Source organism: Rhizobium sp. 0TCS1.26 (assembly GCF_050455525.1).
GTDB lineage: Bacteria > Pseudomonadota > Alphaproteobacteria > Rhizobiales > Rhizobiaceae > Neorhizobium.
The window spans coordinates 1,326,295-1,348,327 of sequence record NZ_JBCIYV010000001.1; the positions used below are offsets into that span (position 1 = coordinate 1,326,295).

The window sequence follows — 22,033 nt, forward strand, 5'->3', positions numbered from 1 at the left end:
ACGACGGGAACAGGCGGCAGACCGCCGCAAATGTGCTGATGGAGGGTTGTCGACATCGACGAGAGCCATCCCGGATACCTGAGGGGCTAGCTATGGCGACGTTCACAGTCATCATTCCATACTACCAGAAAGAACCGGGCGTGCTGACCCGCGCTCTGCGATCGATCTTTGCGCAGACCTTCGAAGATAGCGACATCATCATCGTCGACGATGCCTCGCCCTATCCTGCCGAACGGGAACTGCAGGGCTTGAGCGACGCCGAGCGCTCGCGCATCCGGCTCATCACCCAGCCGAATGCCGGCCCGGGAGGTGCGCGCAATACCGGCCTCGATGCCATTTCCCCAAAGACTTCCTATGCGGCCTTCCTGGATTCCGACGATATCTGGATGCCGACGCATCTCGCGAACGCCCACAAGGCACTGACCGAACTCGGCGGCGACTGCTACTGGGCGTCGATGAAGGCGGATGAGGATTTCTACTATCACTTCGGCATGTCCGAGCTGATCGACGAACCCGGCACGCGCCGGGTGATGGAAAAGCCTCTGGTTCTGGAACTTGGCGACCTGGCGAGCGCCATGCTGAAGAACTGGGGCTTCCTGCATCTCTCCTGCATGGTGATCGGCCGGCCGATCTTCGAGACCATCCGCTTCGAGCCGAAACTGCGGCTGGCAGCCGAAGACGTGCTGTTCTTCTGCGACTGCATCCTCGCCGCCCGGCGTGCGCTCCTCTGCGACGACCCGGGGGCCGAGCGTGGCCGCGGCATCAATATCTTCCATGCGACCGATAACCAGTCGCCACAGTTCCTCAAGCAGCAGTTCAATACCTGGGTGGCACTCGACCAGTTGGAGCAGCGCTTCAGCCGGCGGCCGAACGAGGTTGCGTCGATCACCTCCTACAAGAATACCGCCAGGCGCCAGGCACTCTGGAGCCAGGCGGGCCTGCTGCGTCGGCGCAAGGTGCCTGACCTGCGGATGCTGATGCGCTGGGTCGTCCGCGATCCGGCGCTGCTGATGACTGCCTTCCAGCTCGGAACGGGGAAATTCAAGACATCCCGCTGACGCTGCCTGCACCTGCCCGATCAACCGTCCCCTCCTCCAAGGAACCCTGAGATGAAGCCATATTACTGGGAATCCCACCACGGCAATTTCGGCGACGATCTCAATCTGTGGCTCTGGGACGCATTGCTGCCGGGCCTTCGGGAGGTGCACCCGGAGGTGCTTCTGGTTGGCGTCGGAACGGTGCTCAATCCGACGCTGCTGCCCTCCGGCATTCGCAAGCTGGTGATCGGCAGCGGCTACGGCTATGGCACTCCACCGGATGTCAGCGATGCCGCCGAGTGGGACGTCCGCTGCGTGCGTGGCCCGCTGACGGCCGAAAAGCTCGGCCTCTCGCCCGAGATGGGGATCATCGACCCGGCCGTGATGGTCACCCGGATGCCGGAGTTCCAGAACCTCACCAAACGCTACAAGAAGACCTTCGTGCCGCATTGGGAATCGGCCGAATTCGGCATCTGGAAGGATGTCTGCGAACCGGCCGGCCTGACCTATCTGGATCCGCGCGGTGAGGCGAAGTCGGTGATTACCGCCATCGCCCAGTCGGAGATGATCGTCGCCGAATCCATGCACGGCGCAATCCTTGCCGATGCCTTCCGCGTGCCGTGGGTTGCCGTATCGACGTCGCGCCTGATCAACAGCTTCAAGTGGAACGACTGGGCGCAGACTGTCGGCGCCGAGTATCGGCCGCGCTACGTGCCGGTCTCCACCCGTGCCGAGGCCGGCTACAAGCAGTCGCGCTTCTGGGGTGTCCGCATCCCGCCGGGCGAGCCGCAACCGGTCGCTGACGTGATCCCGACCGAACCGGCGGGCGTTGCGACGCTCTCGCCACCGGCCTCGCAAGGATCGCGGCTGAAGACGGTGGCAAAGCAGATGCTGGCCGCTCCGTCGATGCTCGCCCTGTGGCAGGCAAGTCGCGCCGAGCCGCAGCTATCCCCGGACGGTCGTCTCGAAGAACGCCAGGCGCGCTTCCAGGCGGTCATCGACACGGTGCGCCGCGACTACCTCTGAGCGACCGGCACGCCCGGCAGGAGATATCGAAGCTTTCCCTCCTGCACCGGCATCGGCGCGGCGCCCTTGTTGCGCATCGCCTCGAGCTTGTCGCCCAGCACCCCGCCGATGACCGCGGGGGCCGCTGCCGGGTTCGCTAGCAGATGGCGGATGGCCGCTCCCTTGCCGCCTTCCGCCTTCACGTCGAGCGCCTGGCGAAGGTCGTGACGTGCCTTGATCTGCCGCTCGTGCCGCCGCACCGCCTGTGCCTGTTCGGCGCTCAGCAGGCCGGGCGTCAGGCGAATTGCCTGCTCCGCCTCGTAAAGCCGGCGCAGGTCCTGCGTCCGGTGCCGGCCGCTCAGCGAATTTGCCCGCACCACTGCCGCATAACCGCAGTGATCGATGACCTTGTAGCGGGCACCCTTTGCCAGTGCCCGCAGGTAGAGGTCGTAGTCCTCCCCCAGCCTCAGGTCTTCGTTGTAGCACAGTCCGTGCTCGGTAAGGAACGACCGTCGAATGACCGGCTTCAGGAAGCCGATCTCGCCTCGCTTGACGCCGCGACGGGAGATGTTGCCTTCAACGAAATCGACAAGCGACAGGCTGCGCGTGCGGGCATGGAAGCGGTCCGGCTCGACCGGCAGGCTCGGGTCATGATGGATGAAGCCGATATTGTCGGCGAGCAGATCCCAGTCCTTCTCCGCCTGCATGGCCGTGAAGCGCTGCGGGAAGAAGAAGTCGTCGGCATCGAGAATGCTGATGAGCGGAGCCGTGGAAGCCTCGATGGCGCGATTGCGAGCAGCGGATGGCCCCTGGTTCTCATCGAAGCGCAGAACCTTCAGACGCCCGGTGCCGTCGTCGCCAGCACGTGCCGCCGCATCGGTGCCGTCGGAAGATCCGTCGTCGATGACGACGACTTCGCTCACCGCAGTTTCAGCCAGTGCCGAGGCGATCGCCTTGCCGATAGTGTCCGCTGCATCCTTCGCAGCGATGATGACACACACTTCGGATCCGCTGTCTGCGCTCATGTCCGCCTCCGTTGCGATTAACCGTCCAACGGATCAGAAACTAGGAAGATGTCGAGGATATGGAAGGCACGGGACACGCAGCGCCTGAAAAGCGCCCGTGAAGGCTGTTTGCGCGATGCGGGCAGCCTCAGTGATCGCCGATCTTGAGCTTAGGTGCCGGCCCCGGCTGGAGATCCTCGCTGCGGCGAGCCTCGGCTTCGCGCAGCATGGCGACGCGCTCCGGCGAGATTCGGTCCCGCTCGACCTTTTCCCGGTGCACCAGCACCAGGACGGCGACGAAGTATCCAGCCTGGAGGATAACCGCGCAGACCACCGTCTGCCACAAGGTCGTCGCCAAGGATCCGTTGAGCACATAGCTCGCGCCCGCGAAAACGAGGAGAACTGCCAGCATGCTGATCAGAGCCCGCGGTCCGTACATCGTGATCCTCCCGAACGCGATTTCCTAAGAGTTGACCCGGAATTTCTGCCGAGCAGTGATAGACCAGATCCATTAGTGCAATGCGATGTTCCAGAATACCACGCATTTTTGCGCAGAACTCCATGAATATTTGGTAATCTCACGCAAGGCGAAAAATGCGACCGCCGCCTTCTTGCCATCTTTCGGCCTGCACCCGGAGGCTGAGGACCGGCAAAAATCACCAGTGCTGGTGTCTGTGCGATCAACATTTGTTACACAGAAACGTGACCGGCGAATTGACTGTTTGCGGCGCAGCGGGAATATTGCAGTGCACAAATCGGCGCCATACCCAAGTGCAAACTGCCCTCCTGACGTGGAAGCTCGTGACTTACGCTGAGTCACGTCCTAATAACCGTACCCCTGTAAACTACCGGTTGGTAAATCTACAAGCACATCATCCGCAAGTTTTTTAGGAAACTACAGAACAAGTTCTGTGGTTAACGTAAGCTTGCATTTAAGCCGTCACAGGATTGACATGTGTCCGGGCGACCTAAATCGGTTCGCAACGGTGCGTTTGCTCCCCCTCCTGCAAAAAATCACTGGCAACAAATTCAGAACACACAATTATTGTCCCATTCGCCGGCCATGATGCGCCGCAATGGCACCGACCACTCGCAACAGCAATGGAGTCCTCTCTATGAAGTCCGCGACACGATCGGCAGGTTCGCCGCTAAGCCCGACCGATGAGATGCACCTGTCCTTCCCGACAGGCGGCGTCGCGAAGCGCGCTTTCGACGTGACGACCGCAATGATTGCGATCGTCGTGTTCTCGCCGCTACTTTTGATGATCATGGCCCTCGTCAAGTTTTCCGACGGGGGATCGATCTTCTACGGACACAAGCGTGTCGGCCACAACGGCCGGTACTTCAAGTGCCTGAAATTCAGGACGATGGTGGTCAATGGGGACGAAGTCCTCCGCCGCTATCTGCAGAACGATCCGGAGGCGGCCAAGGAATGGCGTGCCACGCGTAAGCTCAAGCACGATCCACGGGTCACCACCATCGGTACGGTCTTGCGCAAGCTCAGCCTCGATGAACTGCCGCAGCTGATCAACATTCTGCGTGGCGACATGAGCATTGTCGGCCCGCGCCCTGTCGTCGACGAGGAACTGACCCTCTACGACAGCTTTGCCGTCTACTATCTGCAGACCCGTCCAGGCCTCACCGGACTGTGGCAGATCAGCGGCCGCAACGACGTCTCGTACGAGAGCCGCATCGCTTTCGATACGCAGTACGTTCAGAACTGGTCGCTGCTTCGCGACATCTCCATCATCGTGAAGACCATTCCTGCCGTCTGCATGTCGCGCGGCAGCTATTAAACGGGTGGATGAGGTCGCGCCGCTGCGCGCCAGGCGCCTCATCCGCAACCTCACCCAATGACGGCAGAAACGCGTTGGATCTTGCATTCCGCGCCCGCTGCCGTTCAACAGACCGAGGAGCATCGATGCTCACCATTTCGGCTCTCGATACATCGAGCCAACGATCCCGCCGGTTGGCCCTGCTGCTGGCCGGGCTGGTCCTGCTTTCAGGACAAGCCGTCGCCGCGGAAAGCTCCGGCTACCATCTTGGCGTCATGGACAAGATCCGTGTGCGCATCGCGCAATGGGAACCGACCGACGGATCCTTCAAGAGCTGGGACGCTCTCAGCGGCGACTACAGCATCGGCCCGGCCGGGGCCCTGTCGCTGCCGTTCATTGGCAGCCTCAAGGCCGCCGGCAAAACGCCCGAGGAAGTGGCCGACGAGATCGGCAAGCGGCTGCAGCAGCAGTTCGCCTTGCGCAACCTGCCGTCCGCCTCGGTCGAGGTGTCGCAGTTCCGCCCCGTCTTCCTCACCGGCGATGTCCAGACGCCCGGCGAATATGCATTCTCGCCCAACCTCACGGTACTCAAGGCCGTCAGCCTCGGCGGCGGATTGCGCCGCTCCGAAAGCGGCCAGCGTTTCGCCCGCGACTTCATCAATGCGCAAGGGGACGTCTCCGTCTATGACACGCAGCGGGCCCGACTGATCGCCCGCCATGCCCGGCTGTCATCGGAAATGAGCGGCAGCAGCGAGATCAGCATGCCGCAGGAGCTTGTGAAGGTTCCGAAGGCCAAGGAGCTGATCGACAGCGAGACGGCTCTGATGAAGCAGCGCCGCGACCGCTACGAGCTTCAGCTGAAGACCCTGGCCAACCTCAAGGCGCTGCTGCAGAGCGAGGTTGAATCGCTGAACCGCAAGAGCGAGACGCAGGACCGCCAGCTGGAGATCGCCCAGCAGGACCGCGACAAGATCAAGGGCCTCAGCGAGCAGGGTCTCGCCCTCAGTTCGCGCCTGCTGTCGATCGAGGAGCGCACGGCCGAGGTGCAGTCGAGCCTGCTCGACATCGATACCAACATCCTGCGCGCCAAGCAGCAGATCAGCCAGGCGGAACAGGACGAGATCAACCTCAAGAACGACTGGGAAGCCCAGCGCGTCAAGGACATGCAGGACACCGAGGCGGAACTGGAAAAGCTCAACCTGCAGATCGGAACCAGCCGCCAACTGATGACGGAAGCGATGGCTCAGTCGGCGGAAGCGTTGAAGTTCGACCCGAACGGTCGTTCCACGACGCTGCGCTACTCGATCGTCCGTGACGATGGCACCGGCCCGAAGGAGATCGCCGCCAACGAGGGTACGCCTCTCGAACCCGGCGATGTGGTGAAGGTGACCTCCGAACTGCTGATGCAGTGAGGTTTTCATGAAGCTGGCCAAAGCTGCCTTCGTCGATCCCGAACAAAACGCCCTGTACGGCATGGCGGCAGTTGCACTGTCGCTGTTCGTCTTCGCCTATTCGGGCCGCCTCGGCCAGATTTCCATCCTCGCCTACTATGGTGCCTGGCTGCCGCTCGCCCTGCTCGATTACCGCAAGGTACTCGGCAACTACCTGCGCTATCTGTGGATCCTGTCCTTCGCCATCCTCTGCTTCGTCTCGGTCTTCTGGTCGCCGGCGCCGGGCATCTCGATGCGCACCGCGATCCAGTATCTGACCCACATCGTCTGCGCGCTCATCGCCATGCGCACCGTGAGCGTCGTCACGCTGGCGCGCGGCGCGATCATCGGCTGCGCCGTCGTGCTCCTCTACTCGCTGTTGTTCGGCGTTTATTTCTTCGATCCGCTCGATGGCACCTACAGTTTCGTCGGCGCCTTCGCCTCGAAGAACCAGCTCGGCTTCTATGCGTCGCTTGGTCTGTTCTTCAGCTATGCCGGCATCATGATCCTTGGCCTTCGCCGCCTCTGGCTGCTGGCCGGGGCCGCGACCGCACTCCTCTCCGCCTACAGCCTGTTTGCCTCGCAGTCGGCGACTTCGGTACTGACCACCGTCGTCATTCTTGCGGTGCTTGCCGGTCTGCAGGTGCTCGGCCGGCTCGCTCCGTCGGCCCGCAAGATGCTGTTTGCCGGCGGCCTGATCGTGCTCGTGATGGGTGCGAGCGCGGCAATGGCATTCGGCGCCATGGATGCGGTGCTCGGCATCTTCGGCAAGGATTCGACACTCACCGGCCGCACCTATCTGTGGCAACAGGGGATCGAGGCCGCCCGCCAGCACCCGCTGCTCGGCCTCGGCTACCAGGGCTACTGGGTCCAGGGCTTTCCGGAGGCCGAACGGCTGTGGGAGGAATTCTACATCGGCTCGCGCAGCGGCTTCCACTTCCACAACACCTATATCGAGACGATGGTCGAGACCGGCGTGGTCGGAACGCTGCTCCTCTGCCTCATCCTGCTGACGGGCTTCTTCGGCCACCTGAAGCGCGTGCTGCACGACCGGCGCAATCCGGCATCGCTGGTGCTGTTCGGCGTCTTTGCCCTGCTGCTGGTCCGCTCATTCGTCGAGATCGACGTCATGCATCCTTATCACGTCGGTTCGTTCCTGTTCTACTTTGCCGCCGGAAAGCTGACGCTGAGGAACCCGGAGCCGGCCCCTGCCCGTCGGCACCTGGTTCGCCTACGTCCGATGTCGCCTTATGCCGCCTAGATCCCGTTTCACGATCCACGCATGGAGAGCCGCATGAAGACGCTTTACGGCATCCAGTATCTACGGGCAGTCGCAGCACTTGCCGTCGTGCTGTTCCACGCGGCCGAACGCAGCGGCGAGCACTTCGCCATCGGTGCCGCCGGCGTTGACGTGTTCTTCGTCGTCAGCGGGTTCATCATGATCGTCATCAGCGAGAACCGCCACCTGACGCCGCTCGGCTTCCTCAAGGATCGCCTGCTGCGGATCGCGCCCAGCTACTGGATCGTCACCTCGATCATGGTTTTGGGTGCGCTGGCCGGCCTGTTTCCCAACCTGATGCTCGACCCGGCGCACCTGATCGCCTCCTACCTGTTCATACCCGTTGCCTCGCCAAGCACCGGCGAGATGTGGCCGATCCTCGTCCAGGGTTGGACACTGAATTACGAGATGTTCTTCTACCTGGTGTTTGCCGCGAGCCTGCTGCTGGCGCGCCCCTTGCGTATTGCTGCCCTTGCCCTGGTCTTCGGCACCCTGGTCCTGGTCGGCCAGTTCGCCGCTCCGGCGGGCTCGATCATGGATTTCTACACGCGGCCGATCGTGCTTGAATTTCTCGCCGGAGCGGTGATCGGCAGGCTGTGGCTTGCCGGGCATGCGCCGCATCCGGATACCGGGCTGATGCTGATCGCCTTTGCCATCCTCTCATTTGCGGCCATCTACCTGCTGCAGTCCAACTTCAACACCTGGCTGTGCGCGCCGCTCGCCATCTGCCTCGTCTCGGGGATGCTGGCGGTGGAGAAAGGTGGTGCGCTACCGCGCATCCCTGCCCTGAGCTATATCGGTGATGCGTCCTACTCGATCTACCTCTGGCACACTCTGGCGATTTCAGTGGTCGTCAAGGCCGGCATGATCGCCGGGCTTCCGACCGCGGCGATCGTCTGGGTCGGAGCCCTCCTCGGCACGCTGCTCGGCATCGTCTGCTACGAGGGCGTCGAGCGGCCGCTGCATCACCTGATCAAGCACCGGCGCATCGTCTTCCGCATTCCGGGCAGACGCGCCGCGGACTGACGGACGGCAGGCATCCGAGCGCCGTCTCAGGTGACGGCACCGACCTGCCAGGGCACGAACTCGTTGTCGCCGTAGTCGTAGATCTCGCTCAGCGTCTGCTGCCCGGATGCGACCGCCAGGATGTGCTCGAAGATCCGTTCGCCTGACTGCTCGATCGTCTCGTCGCCGGTAACGATGCCGCCGCAGTTCAGATCCATGTCGTCCTTCATGTGCTCGTACATGTCGGTATTGGTGGCGATCTTGATGCACGGCGACGGCTTGAAGCCGGAGACCGAACCGCGGCCGGTGGTGAAGCAGATGACGTTGCATCCGCCGGCCACCTGGCCGGTCACCGCCACGGGATCGTAGCCGGGCGTATCCATGAACACGAAGCCCGGCTCGGTCACCGTCTCGGCGAATTCGTAGACGGCCTTCAGCGGCATCGAACCGCCCTTGGCCACGGCGCCCAGGGACTTTTCGAGGATCGTCGTCAGCCCGCCCAGCTTATTGCCGTGCGACGGATTGTTGTTGAGTTCGTCGCCATTGCGGGCGGTATAGTCTCGCCACCAGTCGATCCGGTCGAGGAGTTTCTGGGCGACCGCCGGCGTGACGGCTCGCCGCGTCAGCAGATGCTCGGCACCGTAGATCTCCGGCGTTTCCGCAAGAACGGTCGTCCCGCCATGGCGAACGATGAGGTCCGACGCGTGTCCGAGCGCCGGATTGGCCGAAATGCCGGAATAGCCATCCGACCCGCCGCATTCGAGCGCCAGCTTCAGCTTCGACAGCGGCTGCGGCGTCCGCTCGGCCGCATTCACCGTCGGCAGCATTTCCTTGACGATGGCGATCGCCGCGTCGATCGTCTTCTTGGTGCCGCCGTATTGCTGGATCGTCATGGTCCGCAGGCGGCTACCCTCCTCCATCCGGTAATGCTCGAGGATCGGGCCGATCTGGTTTGTCTCGCAACCAAGCCCGATCATCAGGATACCGCCGAAATTCGGATGGCGCGCATAGCCCTGGATGGTGCGGATCAGCAGCCGGTAGCCCTCCGACTTGTTGTTGAGCGCGCACCCCGTACCGTGCGTCAGCGCCACCACGCCATCGATGTTGCCGAACCCGTCGAGGCCTCCCATGCGGTTGAAATAGTCGGCGATATAGCGGGACACGGTGGCGGAACAGTTCACCGACGAGATGATGCCGATATAGTTGCGGGTACCGGCGCCACCGATGCCACGGTCGAAGCCCATGAAGGTGCGACGCTCGGCGAGCGGCAGCATGCCCTTCTCCTCGATGTCGACGCAGAACTGGTGATCGTGCTCGGAGGGCAGCATCGCGAGGTTGTGCAGATGGACGGCCTGGCCGGGCAGGATGTCCTGCGTCGCGATACCGATGATCTGCCCGTACTTGCGCACTTCTTGGCCCGACGCGATGGGCCGCAACGCCACCTTGTGGCCGCGGCCGATCAGATCAGCCGCCACGAGATTTCCGTAGCCGGTCGGACTGCCGACCGGGATCGACCGGCGCGCCACGGCAACGTCGTCGATCGCGTTGAGAACGATGACCGGTGAGAAAGCTTCATTCATGCCTATCCTCCTCCCAGGAGGTTCATTCGCTTTGCAACAGCGCTCGCACGCTGCGGTTAACGGGGTTCGCTGTCCAGCCAGCGACGCTTGGATTCCTCCAGATGCGCATGCATCATCGACTGCGCCAGCAAGGCATCGCGTGCTTCCAGCGCCGCCAGGATCGCCTCGTGCTCCTCCAGCGCCCGGCTCCAGGTATCCGGCGTTTCGAACCGCTCGCGCAGCTGCGTGGAGATCGGACTATGCCGCTCGTCGAAGAGATCGCAGACCAGTCGCGCCAGAACGCTGTTGGCAGACAGGGCGGCAATCGCCGTGTGGAACTGGCGGTCGTGCTCGATCGGCTTGCGGCCGGCAGCGATCTCCGCGCGCATTGCATCGAGTGTCTGGCGAAGGCCTGCCAGGTCATCCGGCGTCATCCGGGTTGCCGCCAGCACGACCACCGCACCCTCCACCGCTGCCCGCGCCTGCATCAGCTCCGCCGGGCTTTCGCCGATCGAAGCCGACGTCAGCTGCCGGCGTTCCGAGGCGTTGATGACGTAGATCCCGGAGCCCATGCGGATCTCGACGGTCCCGTCGATTTCCAGTGCGATCAGCGCCTCGCGCAAGGAAGGACGCGACACGCCGAGTTGCTGTGCGAGATCGCGCTCTGCAGGCAGGCGCTGGCCCAGCTTGAAATCGCCGTCCTGGATCAGCGCGCGGATCTGGTCCGCGACCTGCTGGTAGAGCCTGCGCTCCGTGCTGCGTATCCCGTTCATGCACTTCCATCCCAAGTTGGCCTTACCATACGAAGAACGCGATACACTGGCAAGACCAATATTAACCAACTGCAATCGTTGAATTATCCTGCCGATGGGGCTGCATTGATCGCTACCGAACAAACTGGCTTGACCAGTTTGGTAAGGCCGATTACCAATAGGCAACGGTCGCCGGGTGGAGCTGGAGCGGCCGGCGCAACTGCGCGAGGAGGGAACATCATGCAAAGCGGCCAGATCGATCCCGGCGCGTCCGTGGCACCGCCGTCGATGACGAACGATGCCGCAATGGGCGAGGCTCTCCTCAGCCTGCAGGATATCCGCAAGGAATTTCCAAGCGTCGTGGCGCTGGCCGATGTCAGCTTCGATTTGAAGCGCGGCGAAGTCCATGCGGTCTGCGGCGAGAACGGCGCCGGCAAGTCCACCCTCATGAAAATCATCAGCGGCGTCTATACGCCGACGTCCGGGACCATCACCTACAAAGGCGTCGAGCGCAACTTCTCCTCGCCTCTGGAAGCCGAACAGCTCGGCATCGCCATCATCCACCAGGAACTCAACCTGGTGCCGCATCTGACGGTGGCGGAAAACATCTACCTGGCGCGCGAGCCTCGGCGTGGCTTCCTGGTCGATCGCCGCAAGCTGCGCGCCGATGCACAGGCCTGTCTCGACCGGCTCGGCGTCGTCATTGCACCGGATAGGCTGGTGCGCGAGCTGTCGGTTGCCCAGTGCCAGATGGTCGAGATCGCCAAGGCGCTGTCGCTGAACGCCGAAGTTCTGATCATGGATGAGCCCACCTCATCGCTTACCGAGCAGGAGACGCGGCTGCTTTTCAAGGTCATCCATGACCTGAAGGCATCCGGCGTCGGCATCATCTATATCTCGCATCGCCTCGACGAGATGGCGGAAATCGTCGACCGGGTCACCGTGCTGCGCGACGGCCGTTTCGTCTCCACGGCCCGGTTCGGCGATACGAATGTTGACGAGATCGTCTCGAAGATGGTCGGCCGGTCGCTCGAGGAGAAGTTCCCGGAGCGAACGTCGACGCCGACCGACGAGGTGATCTTCAGCGCCGAGAACCTGTCGCGTCATGGCGTCTTCCGCAATGTCAGCTTCACCCTTCGACGCGGCGAGATCCTCGGCTTTGCAGGCTTGATGGGCGCCGGGCGGACGGAAGTGGCGCGCGCCATATTCGGTGCCGATCCTCTGGACACGGGTGTCGTGACGCTGGCCGGATCCACCCTGAAGATTGCCTCGCCGCGTGACGCCATCGCGGCCGGCCTCGCCTACCTGTCGGAGGATCGCAAGGCCCAGGGGCTCGCCATCAAGATGCCGGTCGATGCCAACATGACACTCGCCAACATGGAAGAAGTGTCCAGCCGGTTCGGGCTCATCGACTTCCGCAAGCATCAGTCGGCGGCGGAAAAATATGTCGATCTGCTGAGCATCAAGACGCCGTCGGTCCGCCAGCCGGTCCGCCTGCTGTCGGGCGGTAACCAGCAGAAAATCATCATCGGCAAGTGGCTATTTCGCAAATCGCGCGTGCTGTTCTTTGACGAACCGACGCGTGGCATCGATGTCGGCGCCAAGTTTGCCATCTACAAGATCATGGACGAACTGGCCCGAGACGGCATCGGGGTCATCCTGATCAGCTCCGAGCTTCCCGAAATACTCGGCATGACCGACCGGGTGGCCGTCTTCCACAACGGGACGATCACCGGGATCCTGGATACGGCACGCACCAACCAGGAAGAGATCATGCGCTACGCCTCCGGCTACGGCCGGACGGCGCACTGACAAGCAGCTGAAGAGCGGCGGATAGAGGACCACGATGAGCCTACCGATCGAACCGAAAAGCGGCCGACTGACGGACCGTCAGAAGGACATCATCCAGAAGTTCGCCGCGCTCGGCAGTCTGCTCGTGCTGATCGTTGTCTTCTCGATCACCAGCAACGCCTTCTTCTCCGTCAACAACGGCATGACGATCGCGCTGCAGGTCACCTCGATCGCGCTGCTCGGCATCGGCGCCACCTGCGTCATCATCACCGGCGGCATCGACCTCTCCGTCGGCTCCGTTCTGGCGCTTGCCGGCGTCGTGGCAGCGCTTGCCGTCAAGGAACTAAACACGCCGGTCTGGCTCGGCATGATGATCGGCATCCTCACCGGCTCGGCCTGCGGTCTCGTCAACGGCATCCTCATCACCCGCATGAAGCTGCCGCCGTTCATCGCCACGCTCGGCATGATGCTGATCGCTCGCGGCCTGGCCCTGCAGATTACCGGCGCGCGTGCCGTGTCCGGTCTTGGGGAAAGCTTCGGCGTTCTCGGCAACGGCTCGCTGTTTCGCGTCGTCAACATCGGTGACGATGGCTTTCCGACCGTGGTCTTCCCCGGCATCCCCTACCCGGTCATCCTGATGATCGTCATCGCCGTCGCCGTCTCCTTCATGCTCAACCGCTCGGTGCTCGGCCGCCATATCTATGCGGTCGGCTCCAACATCGATGCGGCGCGGCTGTCGGGCGTCAACGTCACCCGCGTGACCAGCTTCACCTATGTGCTGTCCGGCACGCTCGCGGGCCTCACCGGTTGCGTGCTGATGTCGCGCCTCGTCACCGCTCAGCCGAACGAAGGCGTCATGTACGAACTGGATGCGATCGCCAGCGCCGTCATCGGCGGCACGTCGCTGATCGGCGGTGTCGGGACGATCTCCGGCACGGCCATCGGCGCCTTCGTCATCGGCATCCTGCGCAACGGCCTCAACATGAACGGCGTCTCCGCCTTCACGCAGCAGATCATCATCGGCCTCGTCATTCTGGTCACCGTCTGGATCGACCAGCTGCGCAACCGCCGCTGAAGAAGGGTGCGGACCCTTTCCGCGTTATCGGGAGTGAGGATCTCCCGCGGAGCAGCCGTCAGGCCGCTTCACCTCAGGAGGATGGACGAAATGAAGAAACTTACGGCAGCACTGCTCACATCCGCATTCATGGTCTGCGCCGCATCGGTGGGCGCCCAGGCCGCCGAAATCGCGGTCATCGTCAAGACGGTCAACTCGACCTTCTGGCAGAACGTCCAGAAGGGCGCCGACGCGGCGATCAAGGAAGTCGGCGACGGCAACACCATGACCTTCCAGGGTCCGGCCTCTGAATCGGCCATCGCCGACCAGGTGAACATGGTGGAGAATGCCGTAAATCGCGGCGTTGCCGGCATCGTGCTTGCCCCGTCCGATCCGGACGCGCTGATCCCGGCTGTCAAGAAGGCCTGGGAAGCCCGCATCCCGGTGATCATCGTCGACTCCATGCTGTCGAAGGGATCGGAACAGTACTACCAATCCTTCCTCGCCACCGATAACCGGAAGGCCGGCGAACTGGCGGCCAAGGCGCTGATCGAAAAGGTCGGCACCGAAGGCAAGATCGCCGTGATGTCCTATGTCGCAGGCGCCGGCTCCGAGATCGGCCGCGTCGGCGGCTTCACCGACTACATCAAGGCGAACTCTAAGCTGACCATCGTCGGCCCCTATTATTCGCAGTCGCAGATGGCCACGGCGCTTAACCAGACGACCGACGTGCTGGCCGCCAATGCCGATCTAAAGGGCATTTTCGGCGCCAATGAGCCGACCGCCATCGGCATGGGACGCGCCATCAAGGAATCCGGCAAGGCCGGCAAGGTCGTTGCCGTCGGCTTCGACGGCAACCAGGACCTCCAGGGCTTCGTCAAGGACGGCACGCTGTCGGCGATCGCAGTCCAGGGTTCCTTCCAGATGGGCGAGCTCGGCATCAAGACGCTGAGCAAGGTTCTGAAGAAGGAAAAGGTCGACAAGTTCGTCGATACCGGCGTCGTCGTCGTCACCAAGGACAATATCGACAAGCCGGAAGCCAAAAACGTTCTCTACTGAACGCCACCGCAAGACAGGACGCGCAGCCATGCCGCTGCGCGTCACTCCCATCAGAAGGCAGGACGTCATGAAGGTCACCGAACAGCGCACCCACGCCCGAACCGGCGTCTCCCTCACCGGCATGGGCCTCGGCTGCGCCCAGATGGGCAACCTCTACCGCGTCACGCCCTACGCCGAATCCGCAGGTGCCTTCGGGGCCTCGTGGGACAGCGGCATCCGCTACTTCGACACGGCCCCCTATTACGGGTTTACCCGCTCGGAGCGCCGGCTCGGCACAATGCTGACGGACTTTCCCCGCGACCAGTACGTGCTCAGCACCAAGGTCGGCCGGGTGATGACGCCGGACGAGACGGTCGGCGCCGAAGAGGAAGGCTATGTCGAGCCGCTGCCGTTTAGGCCGGTCTACGACTACAGCTATGACGGCGTGATGCGCTCGTTCGAGGCAAGCCAGCAGCGGCTTGGCATCCTGAAGCCCGACATCCTCTATATCCACGACATCGGCACTGCCACGCATGGCGAGAAGAACCCGCACCACTGGAGCCAGCTGACCGAGGGCGGCGGGTTCCGCGCGCTCGGCAAGCTGCGTGACGAAGGCTCGACTCGCGCCGTCGGTCTTGGCGTCAACGAGTGGGAGGTCATCCGCGACGCGATGCAGGTCTTCGACATCGACATCTGCATGCTCGCCGGCCGCTACACGCTGCTGGAGCAGCAGAGCCTCGCCTTCATGGACAATTGCGCCGACAAGGGCGTCGGCATCGTCATCGCCGGCGCCTTCAATTCCGGCATTCTCGCCGGCAACAAGAAGTTCAACTATGCCGATGCGCCGGCCGAGATGCTGGCCCGCGTCGATGCCTTGCGCGATGCCTGCGAGGCCGAGGGCGTGACGCTGCAGGCGGCAGCCCTGCAGTTCCCACTCGCGCATCCGGCGTCACTCACCATCGTGTCCGGCGCCAGAAATGCCGAGCAGCTGACCGCCAATGTCGGCTGGTTCGAGGAGCAGATCCCGGCCTCATTCTGGGCACGACTGAAGGAACGCGGGCTGATTGCCGAGGGTGCCGCCGTTCCGGGCAAGGGAGGCTGATCAATGCGCGTCGATGCCCACCAGCATTTCTGGCGTCTCGCCGACCGCGAGGGCGAATGGCCGCCGGCAGAGCTCGGCGCCATCTATCGCGACTTCGAGCCCGCAGATCTGAAGCCGCTTCTGGACGGCTGCGGGATCGATGGCACCGTGCTGGTGCAGACGATGGAGCGCGAGGCCGACACCGCCTACATGCTGCGGCTTGCGGATGAGAACCCGTTCATCCTCGGCGTTGTCGGCTGGACGGATCTCAAGGCACCGGATGCCGCAGAGGCGATCGCAAGTCTTGCCGCGCATCCGAAGCTGAAGGGCATAAGGCCGATGCTGCAGGGCCTGACCGACGACGGCTGGATCGATGATCCGGCTCTCGGACCGGCGATCGCCGCCATGGTCGCACACGACCTCGCCTTCGATGCCCTCATCTTTCCGCGCCATCTCGTCCACCTGGCGCGTTTTGCCAGGCGCCACCCGGATCTGCGCATCGTCATCGACCACGCTGCCAAGCCACCGATTGCCGATGGCCGCTTCGTCGACTGGCGCACGGACATGGCGGAGCTTGCTGCGCTTCCCAACCTGTTCTGCAAGCTGTCCGGCCTGCTGACAGAAGCCGGCGATCAGAAGCCGGCCGCCGTGCGGCCCTATGCGGAAACCGTGCTGGAGCTGTTCGGCCCCTCAAGAGTATTGTGGGGCAGCGACTGGCCGGTCCTTCGGCTTGCCGGCGACTATCACAGCTGGCTTGCCCAGTGCCGCGACATCGTTCCGCCTGCGCAGCACGACGCCGTCTTCGGCGACACCGCGTGCAGCTTCTACCGGTTGAAAGGGTAAGTTTATGCTTACAGTTATCTGCGACACGCCCGGAACCCTGACGGCGATCGATCGGCCAAAACCCGTGCCGGCCGAGGGCGAGGCGCTGGTGCGTATCCGTCGCGTCGGCGTCTGCGGGACCGACCTGCACATCTTCACCGGCAACCAGCCCTACCTTTCCTATCCGCGGGTGATGGGTCATGAACTCTCCGCCACCGTCGAGGAGGCACCGCAAGGCAGTCGGCTTGCCGCCGGCGACACCGTTTCGATCATCCCCTACATCTCCTGCGGTCACTGCGATGCCTGCCTGAAGGGCCGCACCAACTGCTGCCGCAACATCGGCGTGCTCGGCGTGCACCGCGATGGCGGCATGACCGAATATCTGTGCCTTCCCGAAGAATTCCTGCTGAAGGCCGACGGTCTGTCGGTGGATCAGGCCGCCATGGTCGAATTTCTGGCGATCGGCGCGCATGCCGTGGCCCGGGCCCGCAGCCGCGCCGGCGACAAGGTGCTGATCGCCGGTGCCGGACCAATCGGCCTCGCAGTGGCGCTTTTCGCCAGGCTCGAAGACGCGGAGGTGACACTTATCGACAGTCGCACCGATCGGCTGGATTTTGCCAGGCGCCATCTCGGCATCACCTCCACCGTGCTGCTCGGCGACGGCGACGTGGACCAGTTGTCGGCGATCACTGACGGCAACTTCTTCGACACGGTGTTCGATGCGACAGGCAATCCGAAGGCGATCGAGCGCGGCTTCGGTTTCGTCGCACACGCCGGCACCTATGTGCTGGTCTCGATCGTCGCCAGCAACATCAGTTTTTCCGATCCCGAGTTCCACAAGCGCGAGACCACCCTGCTCGGCAGCCGCAATGCGACGATCGAGGACTTCGAGCACGTGATGAAGGCGATGCGCGACGGCAAGGTACCGGATGCACTGGTCACGCACCGCATGCATCTCGCCGACGTGCCGGACAGTTTTGCCGGCCTGACCGATCCGGCAGCCGGCGTTGTCAAAGCTCTTGTGGAGGTCGCATGAACCCCGCCCCACTCCGACCTCCGGCGATCCTGCAGTTCGGCACCAGCCGTTTCCTGCTGGCGCATGCAGATCTGTTCATCTCGGAAGCGATGGAGCGCGGTGAAGCGCTGGGGCCGATCGCCGTTGTCCAGACAACCAGCAGCGCCGAGAGCGCCGACCGTATCGCGGCGCTCCGGCAGTCGCCGGTCTATCCGGTGCGCATCCGCGGCATCGACCAGGGCAGGACGATCGACGAGGAGCGGACGGGCAGCGCCATCGTCCAGGCCCTGACGGCCGCCGAAGACTGGCAGGAGATCCTGGAGCTCGGCGCGACGGTGCAGGCGATCATCTCCAACACCGGCGACCGGGGCTATGATCTCGATCCCTCGGACGATGCTGCCCTGCTGAGCGACCCCACGCGCGTGCCCAAGAGCTTTCCGGCGAAGATGGCGATCCTGCTTGCCCACCGGTTCAAGGCAATCCCTCAGGCGCCGCTGTCGATCTTTCCGTGCGAGCTCGTGCCGCAGAACGGCTCGCGGCTGCGCACGCTGATCGAGCAGCTGGCGATGGAGTGGGACCTTCCTGTTGAGTTCCGCAACTGGCTGTACACCGGCTGCCACTTCGCCAACAGCCTTGTCGACCGCATCGTCGCTGAGCCGATCTCGCCCGTTGGTGCGGTCGCCGAGCCTTACGCTCTGTGGGCCATCCAGGCACAGGAAGGCCTGGTGCTGCCTTGCCGGCATCCGGCGATCGTCGTCACCGATGACCTCGAGCGCTACGAGATGTTGAAGCTGCATCTGCTCAATCTCGGCCACACGATGCTTGCCGAACACTGGCTGACAAACGGCCGCGCACCCGAGGAAACCGTGCGGGAGGCGATGGACGATCAGGCCATGCGGGATGAACTGGAAGCCGTCTGGCATGAGGAGGTGCTGCCGGTCTTTAAGGCCGACGGTATGGCAGATGAGGCCGCACTCTACATCGACAGCGTGCGCGATCGCTTTCGTAATCCGTTCCTGCGCCACCGTTTGTCGGACATCGCCGCCAATCATGACGAGAAGAAACGGCGCCGGCTCCTGCCGATGGTGACGCGCGCCGCCGATCTTGGCCTTGCAATTCCGCAGCTCAGGCTGAAGGCTGCGCTCGCCCGGATCGAGTGATCGGCCTCCGGCAAATATCCCAGGGTAGAGGGAAGAGAAGGAAACGGAATGGCAAATCTTCAGGGCAAGACGGTGCTGATCACCGCAGCCGGACAGGGCATCGGACGTGCCAGCGCGATCGCCTTCGCCGATGCCGGTGCAATCGTCCATGCCACCGACATCAACGAGCAGGCGCTCGCCGAACTGCCGAAGCGGGAAAACCTTCACACCCGCCTTCTGGACGTTCTGAGCGAGGAGGCGGTCAAGGCCTGCGTCGCGGAGATCGGCCGGATCGACATCCTGTTCAACTGCGCAGGCGTCGTGCATGGGGGGACCATCCTCGACATGCCGGACAGCGATCTGGATTTCGCCATCGACCTCAACGTCAAGGCGATGATCCGAACCATCCGGGCGGTGCTGCCGGGCATGATCGAGCGCAAGGACGGCGCCATCGTCAACATGTCGTCGGTAGCCTCCAGCATCAAGGGCGTGCCGAACCGCTTCGCCTACGGCGTCAGCAAGGCGGCCGTCATCGGCCTCACCAAGTCGGTGGCCGCAGATTACGTCGGTCACAACATCCGCTGCAACGCCATCTGCCCGGGCACGGTCGAAAGCCCGTCGCTGCAGGATCGGCTGCGCGCCCAGGGCGACTACGAGGCGGCCCGGGCTGCTTTCATCGCCCGCCAGCCCATCGGACGGCTTGGCACGCCGGAGGAAATCGCCGACCTTGCCGTTTATCTGGCCGGCGCGACCTATACGAGCGGGCAAGCCATCGCCATCGATGGCGGCTGGACCATTTGATTACGCATTGAACGAAGGACAACATCCATGAAACTGCTTCGCTACGGCGCCCCCGGCGCAGAACGCCCCGCCCTGGTCGATAAGACAGGCACGATCCGCGATCTTTCCGGCTACATAAAGGACCTCTCGGGCGCTGCCCTCGACCCCTCAGCGCTTGCCGAGCTGGCGGCCATCGATCCGGCGTCGCTGTCGGAAGTCTCCGCCTCCGAGCGGCTCGGTGCCTGCGTGGCCGGCACCGGCAAGTTCATCTGCATCGGTCTCAACTATTCCGACCATGCCGCCGAAACCGGTGCCACCGTACCGCCGGAGCCGGTGATCTTCATGAAGGCGACGTCCGCCATCGTCGGACCCAATGACGACGTGCGGATCCCGCGCGGTTCGGAGAAGACGGACTGGGAAGTCGAACTCGGCATCGTCATCGGCAAGACCGCGAAATACGTGTCGGAAGCCGACGCCATGGACTACGTCGCCGGCTACTGCGTCAGCCATGACGTATCCGAACGCGCTTTCCAGACGGAACGCGCCGGCCAATGGACGAAGGGCAAATCCTGCGACACGTTTGGTCCGATCGGTCCGTGGCTGGTGACCAAGGACGAGATCGCCCACCCGCAGAACCTGCCGATGTGGCTGAAGGTGAATGGCCAGACGATGCAGAACGGCTCGACAGCCACCATGGTCTACGGCGTCGCCTTCCTCGTCTCCTACCTCAGCCAGTTCATGTCGCTGCATCCGGGCGATGTCATCTCCACCGGTACGCCGCCCGGCGTCGGCATGGGCATGAAGCCGCCGCGCTACCTGAAGGACGGAGACGTGGTGGAGCTCGGCATCGAAGGGCTCGGCACGCAGAAGCAGACCTTCCGCGCCGACGCCTGACCCTCCCCTTTGACTGACAGACCTGCCGGAGCACCAAGCATGGCCAAGATCACCGACATGCGGATCATCGATCTGCGGTTTCCCACATCGCAGAGCCTTGACGGTTCGGACGCGATGAACCCGGATCCGGATTATTCGGCAGCCTATGTCATTCTCGAAACTGACGTGCCCGGACTTGCCGGGCACGGCCTCACCTTCACCATCGGCCGTGGCAACGACATCTGCTGCATGGCGATCGACGCCATGCGCCATCTCGTCGTCGGCACGGATCTCGGCGAGGTGAAGGCGCACCCGGGAAAATTCTGGCGACACCTGACGGGTGACAGCCAGTTGCGCTGGATCGGCCCCGAAAAGGGCGCCATGCATCTGGCGACGGGTGCCGTGGTCAACGCCTTCTGGGATCTGCTTGCCAAGCAGGCCGGCAAACCCGTCTGGCGGCTGGTTGCGGACATGTCACCGGAAGAGATCGCCGACATCGTCGACTATCGCTACATCACCGACGTGCTGACGCGCGACGAGGCGATCGGCATCCTGAGACAAGCGGAAGCCGGCAAGGCCGAACGTATCGCCGTGCTCGAACGCGAGGGCTATGCCTGCTACACGACGTCCGCCGGATGGCTCGGCTATGACGACGAGAAGCTCCGCCGCCTCTGCCAGGAAGCCATCGACGCCGGCTTCAACCACGTCAAGATGAAGGTTGGCCGCGATCTGGAAGACGATATCCGCCGCCTGCGCATCGCCCGCGAGGTGATCGGTCCCGACCGTTACCTGATGATCGATGCCAACCAGGTATGGGAGGTCGATCAGGCGATCGACTGGGTCAAGCAGCTTGCCTTTGCCAAACCCTTCTTCATCGAGGAGCCGACGAGCCCCGACGATGTGGCCGGTCACCGCAAGATCCGCCAGGCGATCGGCCCGGTAAAGGTCGCGACCGGCGAGATGTGCCAGAACCGCATCATGTTCAAGCAGTTCATCGCCGAGGGCGCCATCGACGTGGTGCAGATCGACAGCTGCCGCATGGGCGGCCTCAACGAGGTCCTCTCCGTTCTGCTGATCGCTGCCAAATATGGCCTGCCGGTCTGGCCGCATGCCGGCGGCGTCGGCCTCTGCGAGTATGTCCAGCACCTGTCGATGATCGACTACGTCGCCGTGTCCGGCACCAAGGACGGCCGGGTCATCGAGTTCGTCGATCACCTGCACGAGCATTTTCTCGACCCCTGCCGCATCGAGAACGCCGCCTACATGCCGCCCTCGATGCCGGGTTTTTCGATCGAGATGAAGTCGGAAACGCTGGAGCAGTTCGCCTTCGCGCCCGTGAAAGGCAGCACCGGCGAGAAGCGTCCGGGATCTGCGCACGCGGCCTGATCGCACCATTTCAATGCATTGATGGAGGGGCCTGCAGCTTCTGCAGGCCCTTCCAATTGTCCGGCTGCCACTCAGGTCTTGTCTCGGGCCGCGCCTTCCGGCGGCCGTCTATCCTCCCCAGAAAATCTCGCAACCTTTCCGGAACAATCTCGTTTGGCCTTGGCGCTGCACGTCCGCAAGGGCGGGCATCGCTCGCTATTTGCCCAAT

20 protein-coding genes are annotated in these 22,033 nt (G+C 63.3%); 16 read left to right on the forward strand and 4 right to left on the reverse strand.

Translation table 11 applies throughout. From position 1 onward, the window contains the following. The first annotated feature begins 92 nt into the window (after positions 1 to 92). Together AAIH46_RS06540 and AAIH46_RS06545 are read left to right on the forward strand one after the other, a co-directional pair. The gene (locus AAIH46_RS06540; protein WP_430304843.1) at positions 93 to 1,058 is read left to right on the forward strand and encodes a glycosyltransferase family 2 protein; all 966 of its coding nucleotides are present in this window, start codon (positions 93 to 95) and stop codon (positions 1,056 to 1,058) included. A gap of 51 nt (positions 1,059 to 1,109) precedes the next feature. After that, positions 1,110 to 2,063 (forward strand): polysaccharide pyruvyl transferase family protein, encoded by a 954-nt coding sequence (locus tag AAIH46_RS06545; protein WP_430304844.1) that lies wholly within the window; start codon positions 1,110 to 1,112, stop codon positions 2,061 to 2,063. Here AAIH46_RS06545 and AAIH46_RS06550 read toward each other — a convergent pair. After that, a complete protein-coding gene (locus tag AAIH46_RS06550) occupies positions 2,054 to 3,067 on the reverse strand; it encodes a glycosyltransferase family 2 protein (RefSeq protein WP_430304846.1) in 1,014 nt (337 codons plus the stop codon). The genes AAIH46_RS06545 and AAIH46_RS06550 overlap by 10 nt on opposite strands. A gap of 127 nt (positions 3,068 to 3,194) precedes the next feature. Beyond that, positions 3,195 to 3,485, reverse strand: a complete 291-nt coding sequence (locus tag AAIH46_RS06555; RefSeq protein WP_430304847.1) for an exopolysaccharide production repressor protein — start codon at positions 3,483 to 3,485, stop codon at positions 3,195 to 3,197. Positions 3,486 to 4,161: 676 nt separating this feature from the next. Here AAIH46_RS06555 and AAIH46_RS06560 point away from each other — a divergent pair. From AAIH46_RS06560 to AAIH46_RS06575, 4 genes are all read left to right on the forward strand, one after another. Then, positions 4,162 to 4,842, forward strand: coding sequence for a sugar transferase (locus AAIH46_RS06560; RefSeq protein WP_430304848.1), 681 nt, complete (start codon positions 4,162 to 4,164; stop codon positions 4,840 to 4,842). Positions 4,843 to 4,967: 125 nt separating this feature from the next. Beyond that, on the forward strand, positions 4,968 to 6,233 hold the full coding sequence (locus tag AAIH46_RS06565; RefSeq protein WP_430304850.1) for a polysaccharide biosynthesis/export family protein: 1,266 nt from the start codon (positions 4,968 to 4,970) through the stop codon (positions 6,231 to 6,233). 7 nt (positions 6,234 to 6,240) lie between these two features. After that, entirely contained in the window at positions 6,241 to 7,512 is a 1,272-nt protein-coding gene (locus AAIH46_RS06570; RefSeq protein ID WP_430304851.1) for an O-antigen ligase family protein, read from the forward strand. A 33-nt stretch (positions 7,513 to 7,545) separates the two neighbouring features. Continuing rightward, positions 7,546 to 8,556, forward strand: a complete 1,011-nt coding sequence (locus tag AAIH46_RS06575; RefSeq protein ID WP_430304852.1) for an acyltransferase family protein — start codon at positions 7,546 to 7,548, stop codon at positions 8,554 to 8,556. A 26-nt stretch (positions 8,557 to 8,582) separates the two neighbouring features. Here the strand turns inward: AAIH46_RS06575 and AAIH46_RS06580 are convergent, their stop codons facing one another. Together AAIH46_RS06580 and AAIH46_RS06585 are read right to left on the reverse strand one after the other, a co-directional pair. Further along, positions 8,583 to 10,115 (reverse strand): UxaA family hydrolase, encoded by a 1,533-nt coding sequence (locus AAIH46_RS06580; protein ID WP_430304853.1) that lies wholly within the window; start codon positions 10,113 to 10,115, stop codon positions 8,583 to 8,585. 56 nt (positions 10,116 to 10,171) lie between these two features. Continuing rightward, positions 10,172 to 10,867, reverse strand: a complete 696-nt coding sequence (locus tag AAIH46_RS06585) for a FadR/GntR family transcriptional regulator (protein ID WP_430304854.1) — start codon at positions 10,865 to 10,867, stop codon at positions 10,172 to 10,174. Between the two features lie 267 nt (positions 10,868 to 11,134). On the opposite strand from AAIH46_RS06585, the gene AAIH46_RS06590 reads away from it, so the two are divergent. The 10 genes from AAIH46_RS06590 to AAIH46_RS06635 all read left to right on the forward strand — a co-directional run bounded on the left by AAIH46_RS06590 (position 11,135) and on the right by AAIH46_RS06635 (position 21,825). After that, positions 11,135 to 12,658 (forward strand): sugar ABC transporter ATP-binding protein, encoded by a 1,524-nt coding sequence (locus AAIH46_RS06590; RefSeq protein WP_430305019.1) that lies wholly within the window; start codon positions 11,135 to 11,137, stop codon positions 12,656 to 12,658. Between the two features lie 34 nt (positions 12,659 to 12,692). Further along, on the forward strand, positions 12,693 to 13,712 hold the full coding sequence (locus AAIH46_RS06595; RefSeq protein WP_430304855.1) for an ABC transporter permease: 1,020 nt from the start codon (positions 12,693 to 12,695) through the stop codon (positions 13,710 to 13,712). A gap of 90 nt (positions 13,713 to 13,802) precedes the next feature. Next, positions 13,803 to 14,750: an ABC transporter substrate-binding protein gene (locus tag AAIH46_RS06600; protein ID WP_430304856.1), complete on the forward strand. Its 948-nt coding sequence runs from the start codon at positions 13,803 to 13,805 to the stop codon at positions 14,748 to 14,750. Between the two features lie 67 nt (positions 14,751 to 14,817). Continuing rightward, positions 14,818 to 15,831 carry an aldo/keto reductase gene (locus AAIH46_RS06605; protein WP_430304857.1) on the forward strand — a complete coding sequence of 338 codons (1,014 nt, stop codon included), beginning with the start codon at positions 14,818 to 14,820 and terminating at the stop codon, positions 15,829 to 15,831. 3 nt (positions 15,832 to 15,834) lie between these two features. Next, positions 15,835 to 16,653 carry an amidohydrolase family protein gene (locus AAIH46_RS06610; protein WP_430304858.1) on the forward strand — a complete coding sequence of 273 codons (819 nt, stop codon included), beginning with the start codon at positions 15,835 to 15,837 and terminating at the stop codon, positions 16,651 to 16,653. 4 nt (positions 16,654 to 16,657) lie between these two features. After that, entirely contained in the window at positions 16,658 to 17,668 is a 1,011-nt protein-coding gene (locus AAIH46_RS06615) for a zinc-binding alcohol dehydrogenase family protein (protein WP_430304859.1), read from the forward strand. After that, on the forward strand, positions 17,665 to 18,807 hold the full coding sequence (locus AAIH46_RS06620; RefSeq protein ID WP_430304860.1) for a mannitol dehydrogenase family protein: 1,143 nt from the start codon (positions 17,665 to 17,667) through the stop codon (positions 18,805 to 18,807). The genes AAIH46_RS06615 and AAIH46_RS06620 overlap by 4 nt, the downstream gene beginning before the upstream one ends. 48 nt (positions 18,808 to 18,855) lie before the next feature. Next, on the forward strand, positions 18,856 to 19,587 hold the full coding sequence (locus AAIH46_RS06625) for an SDR family oxidoreductase (protein WP_430304861.1): 732 nt from the start codon (positions 18,856 to 18,858) through the stop codon (positions 19,585 to 19,587). A gap of 27 nt (positions 19,588 to 19,614) precedes the next feature. Further along, the gene (locus AAIH46_RS06630) at positions 19,615 to 20,460 is read left to right on the forward strand and encodes a fumarylacetoacetate hydrolase family protein (RefSeq protein ID WP_430304862.1); all 846 of its coding nucleotides are present in this window, start codon (positions 19,615 to 19,617) and stop codon (positions 20,458 to 20,460) included. 39 nt (positions 20,461 to 20,499) lie between these two features. Then, positions 20,500 to 21,825, forward strand: coding sequence for an L-fuconate dehydratase (locus AAIH46_RS06635; protein WP_430304863.1), 1,326 nt, complete (start codon positions 20,500 to 20,502; stop codon positions 21,823 to 21,825). Positions 21,826 to 22,033: the final 208 nt, after the last annotated feature.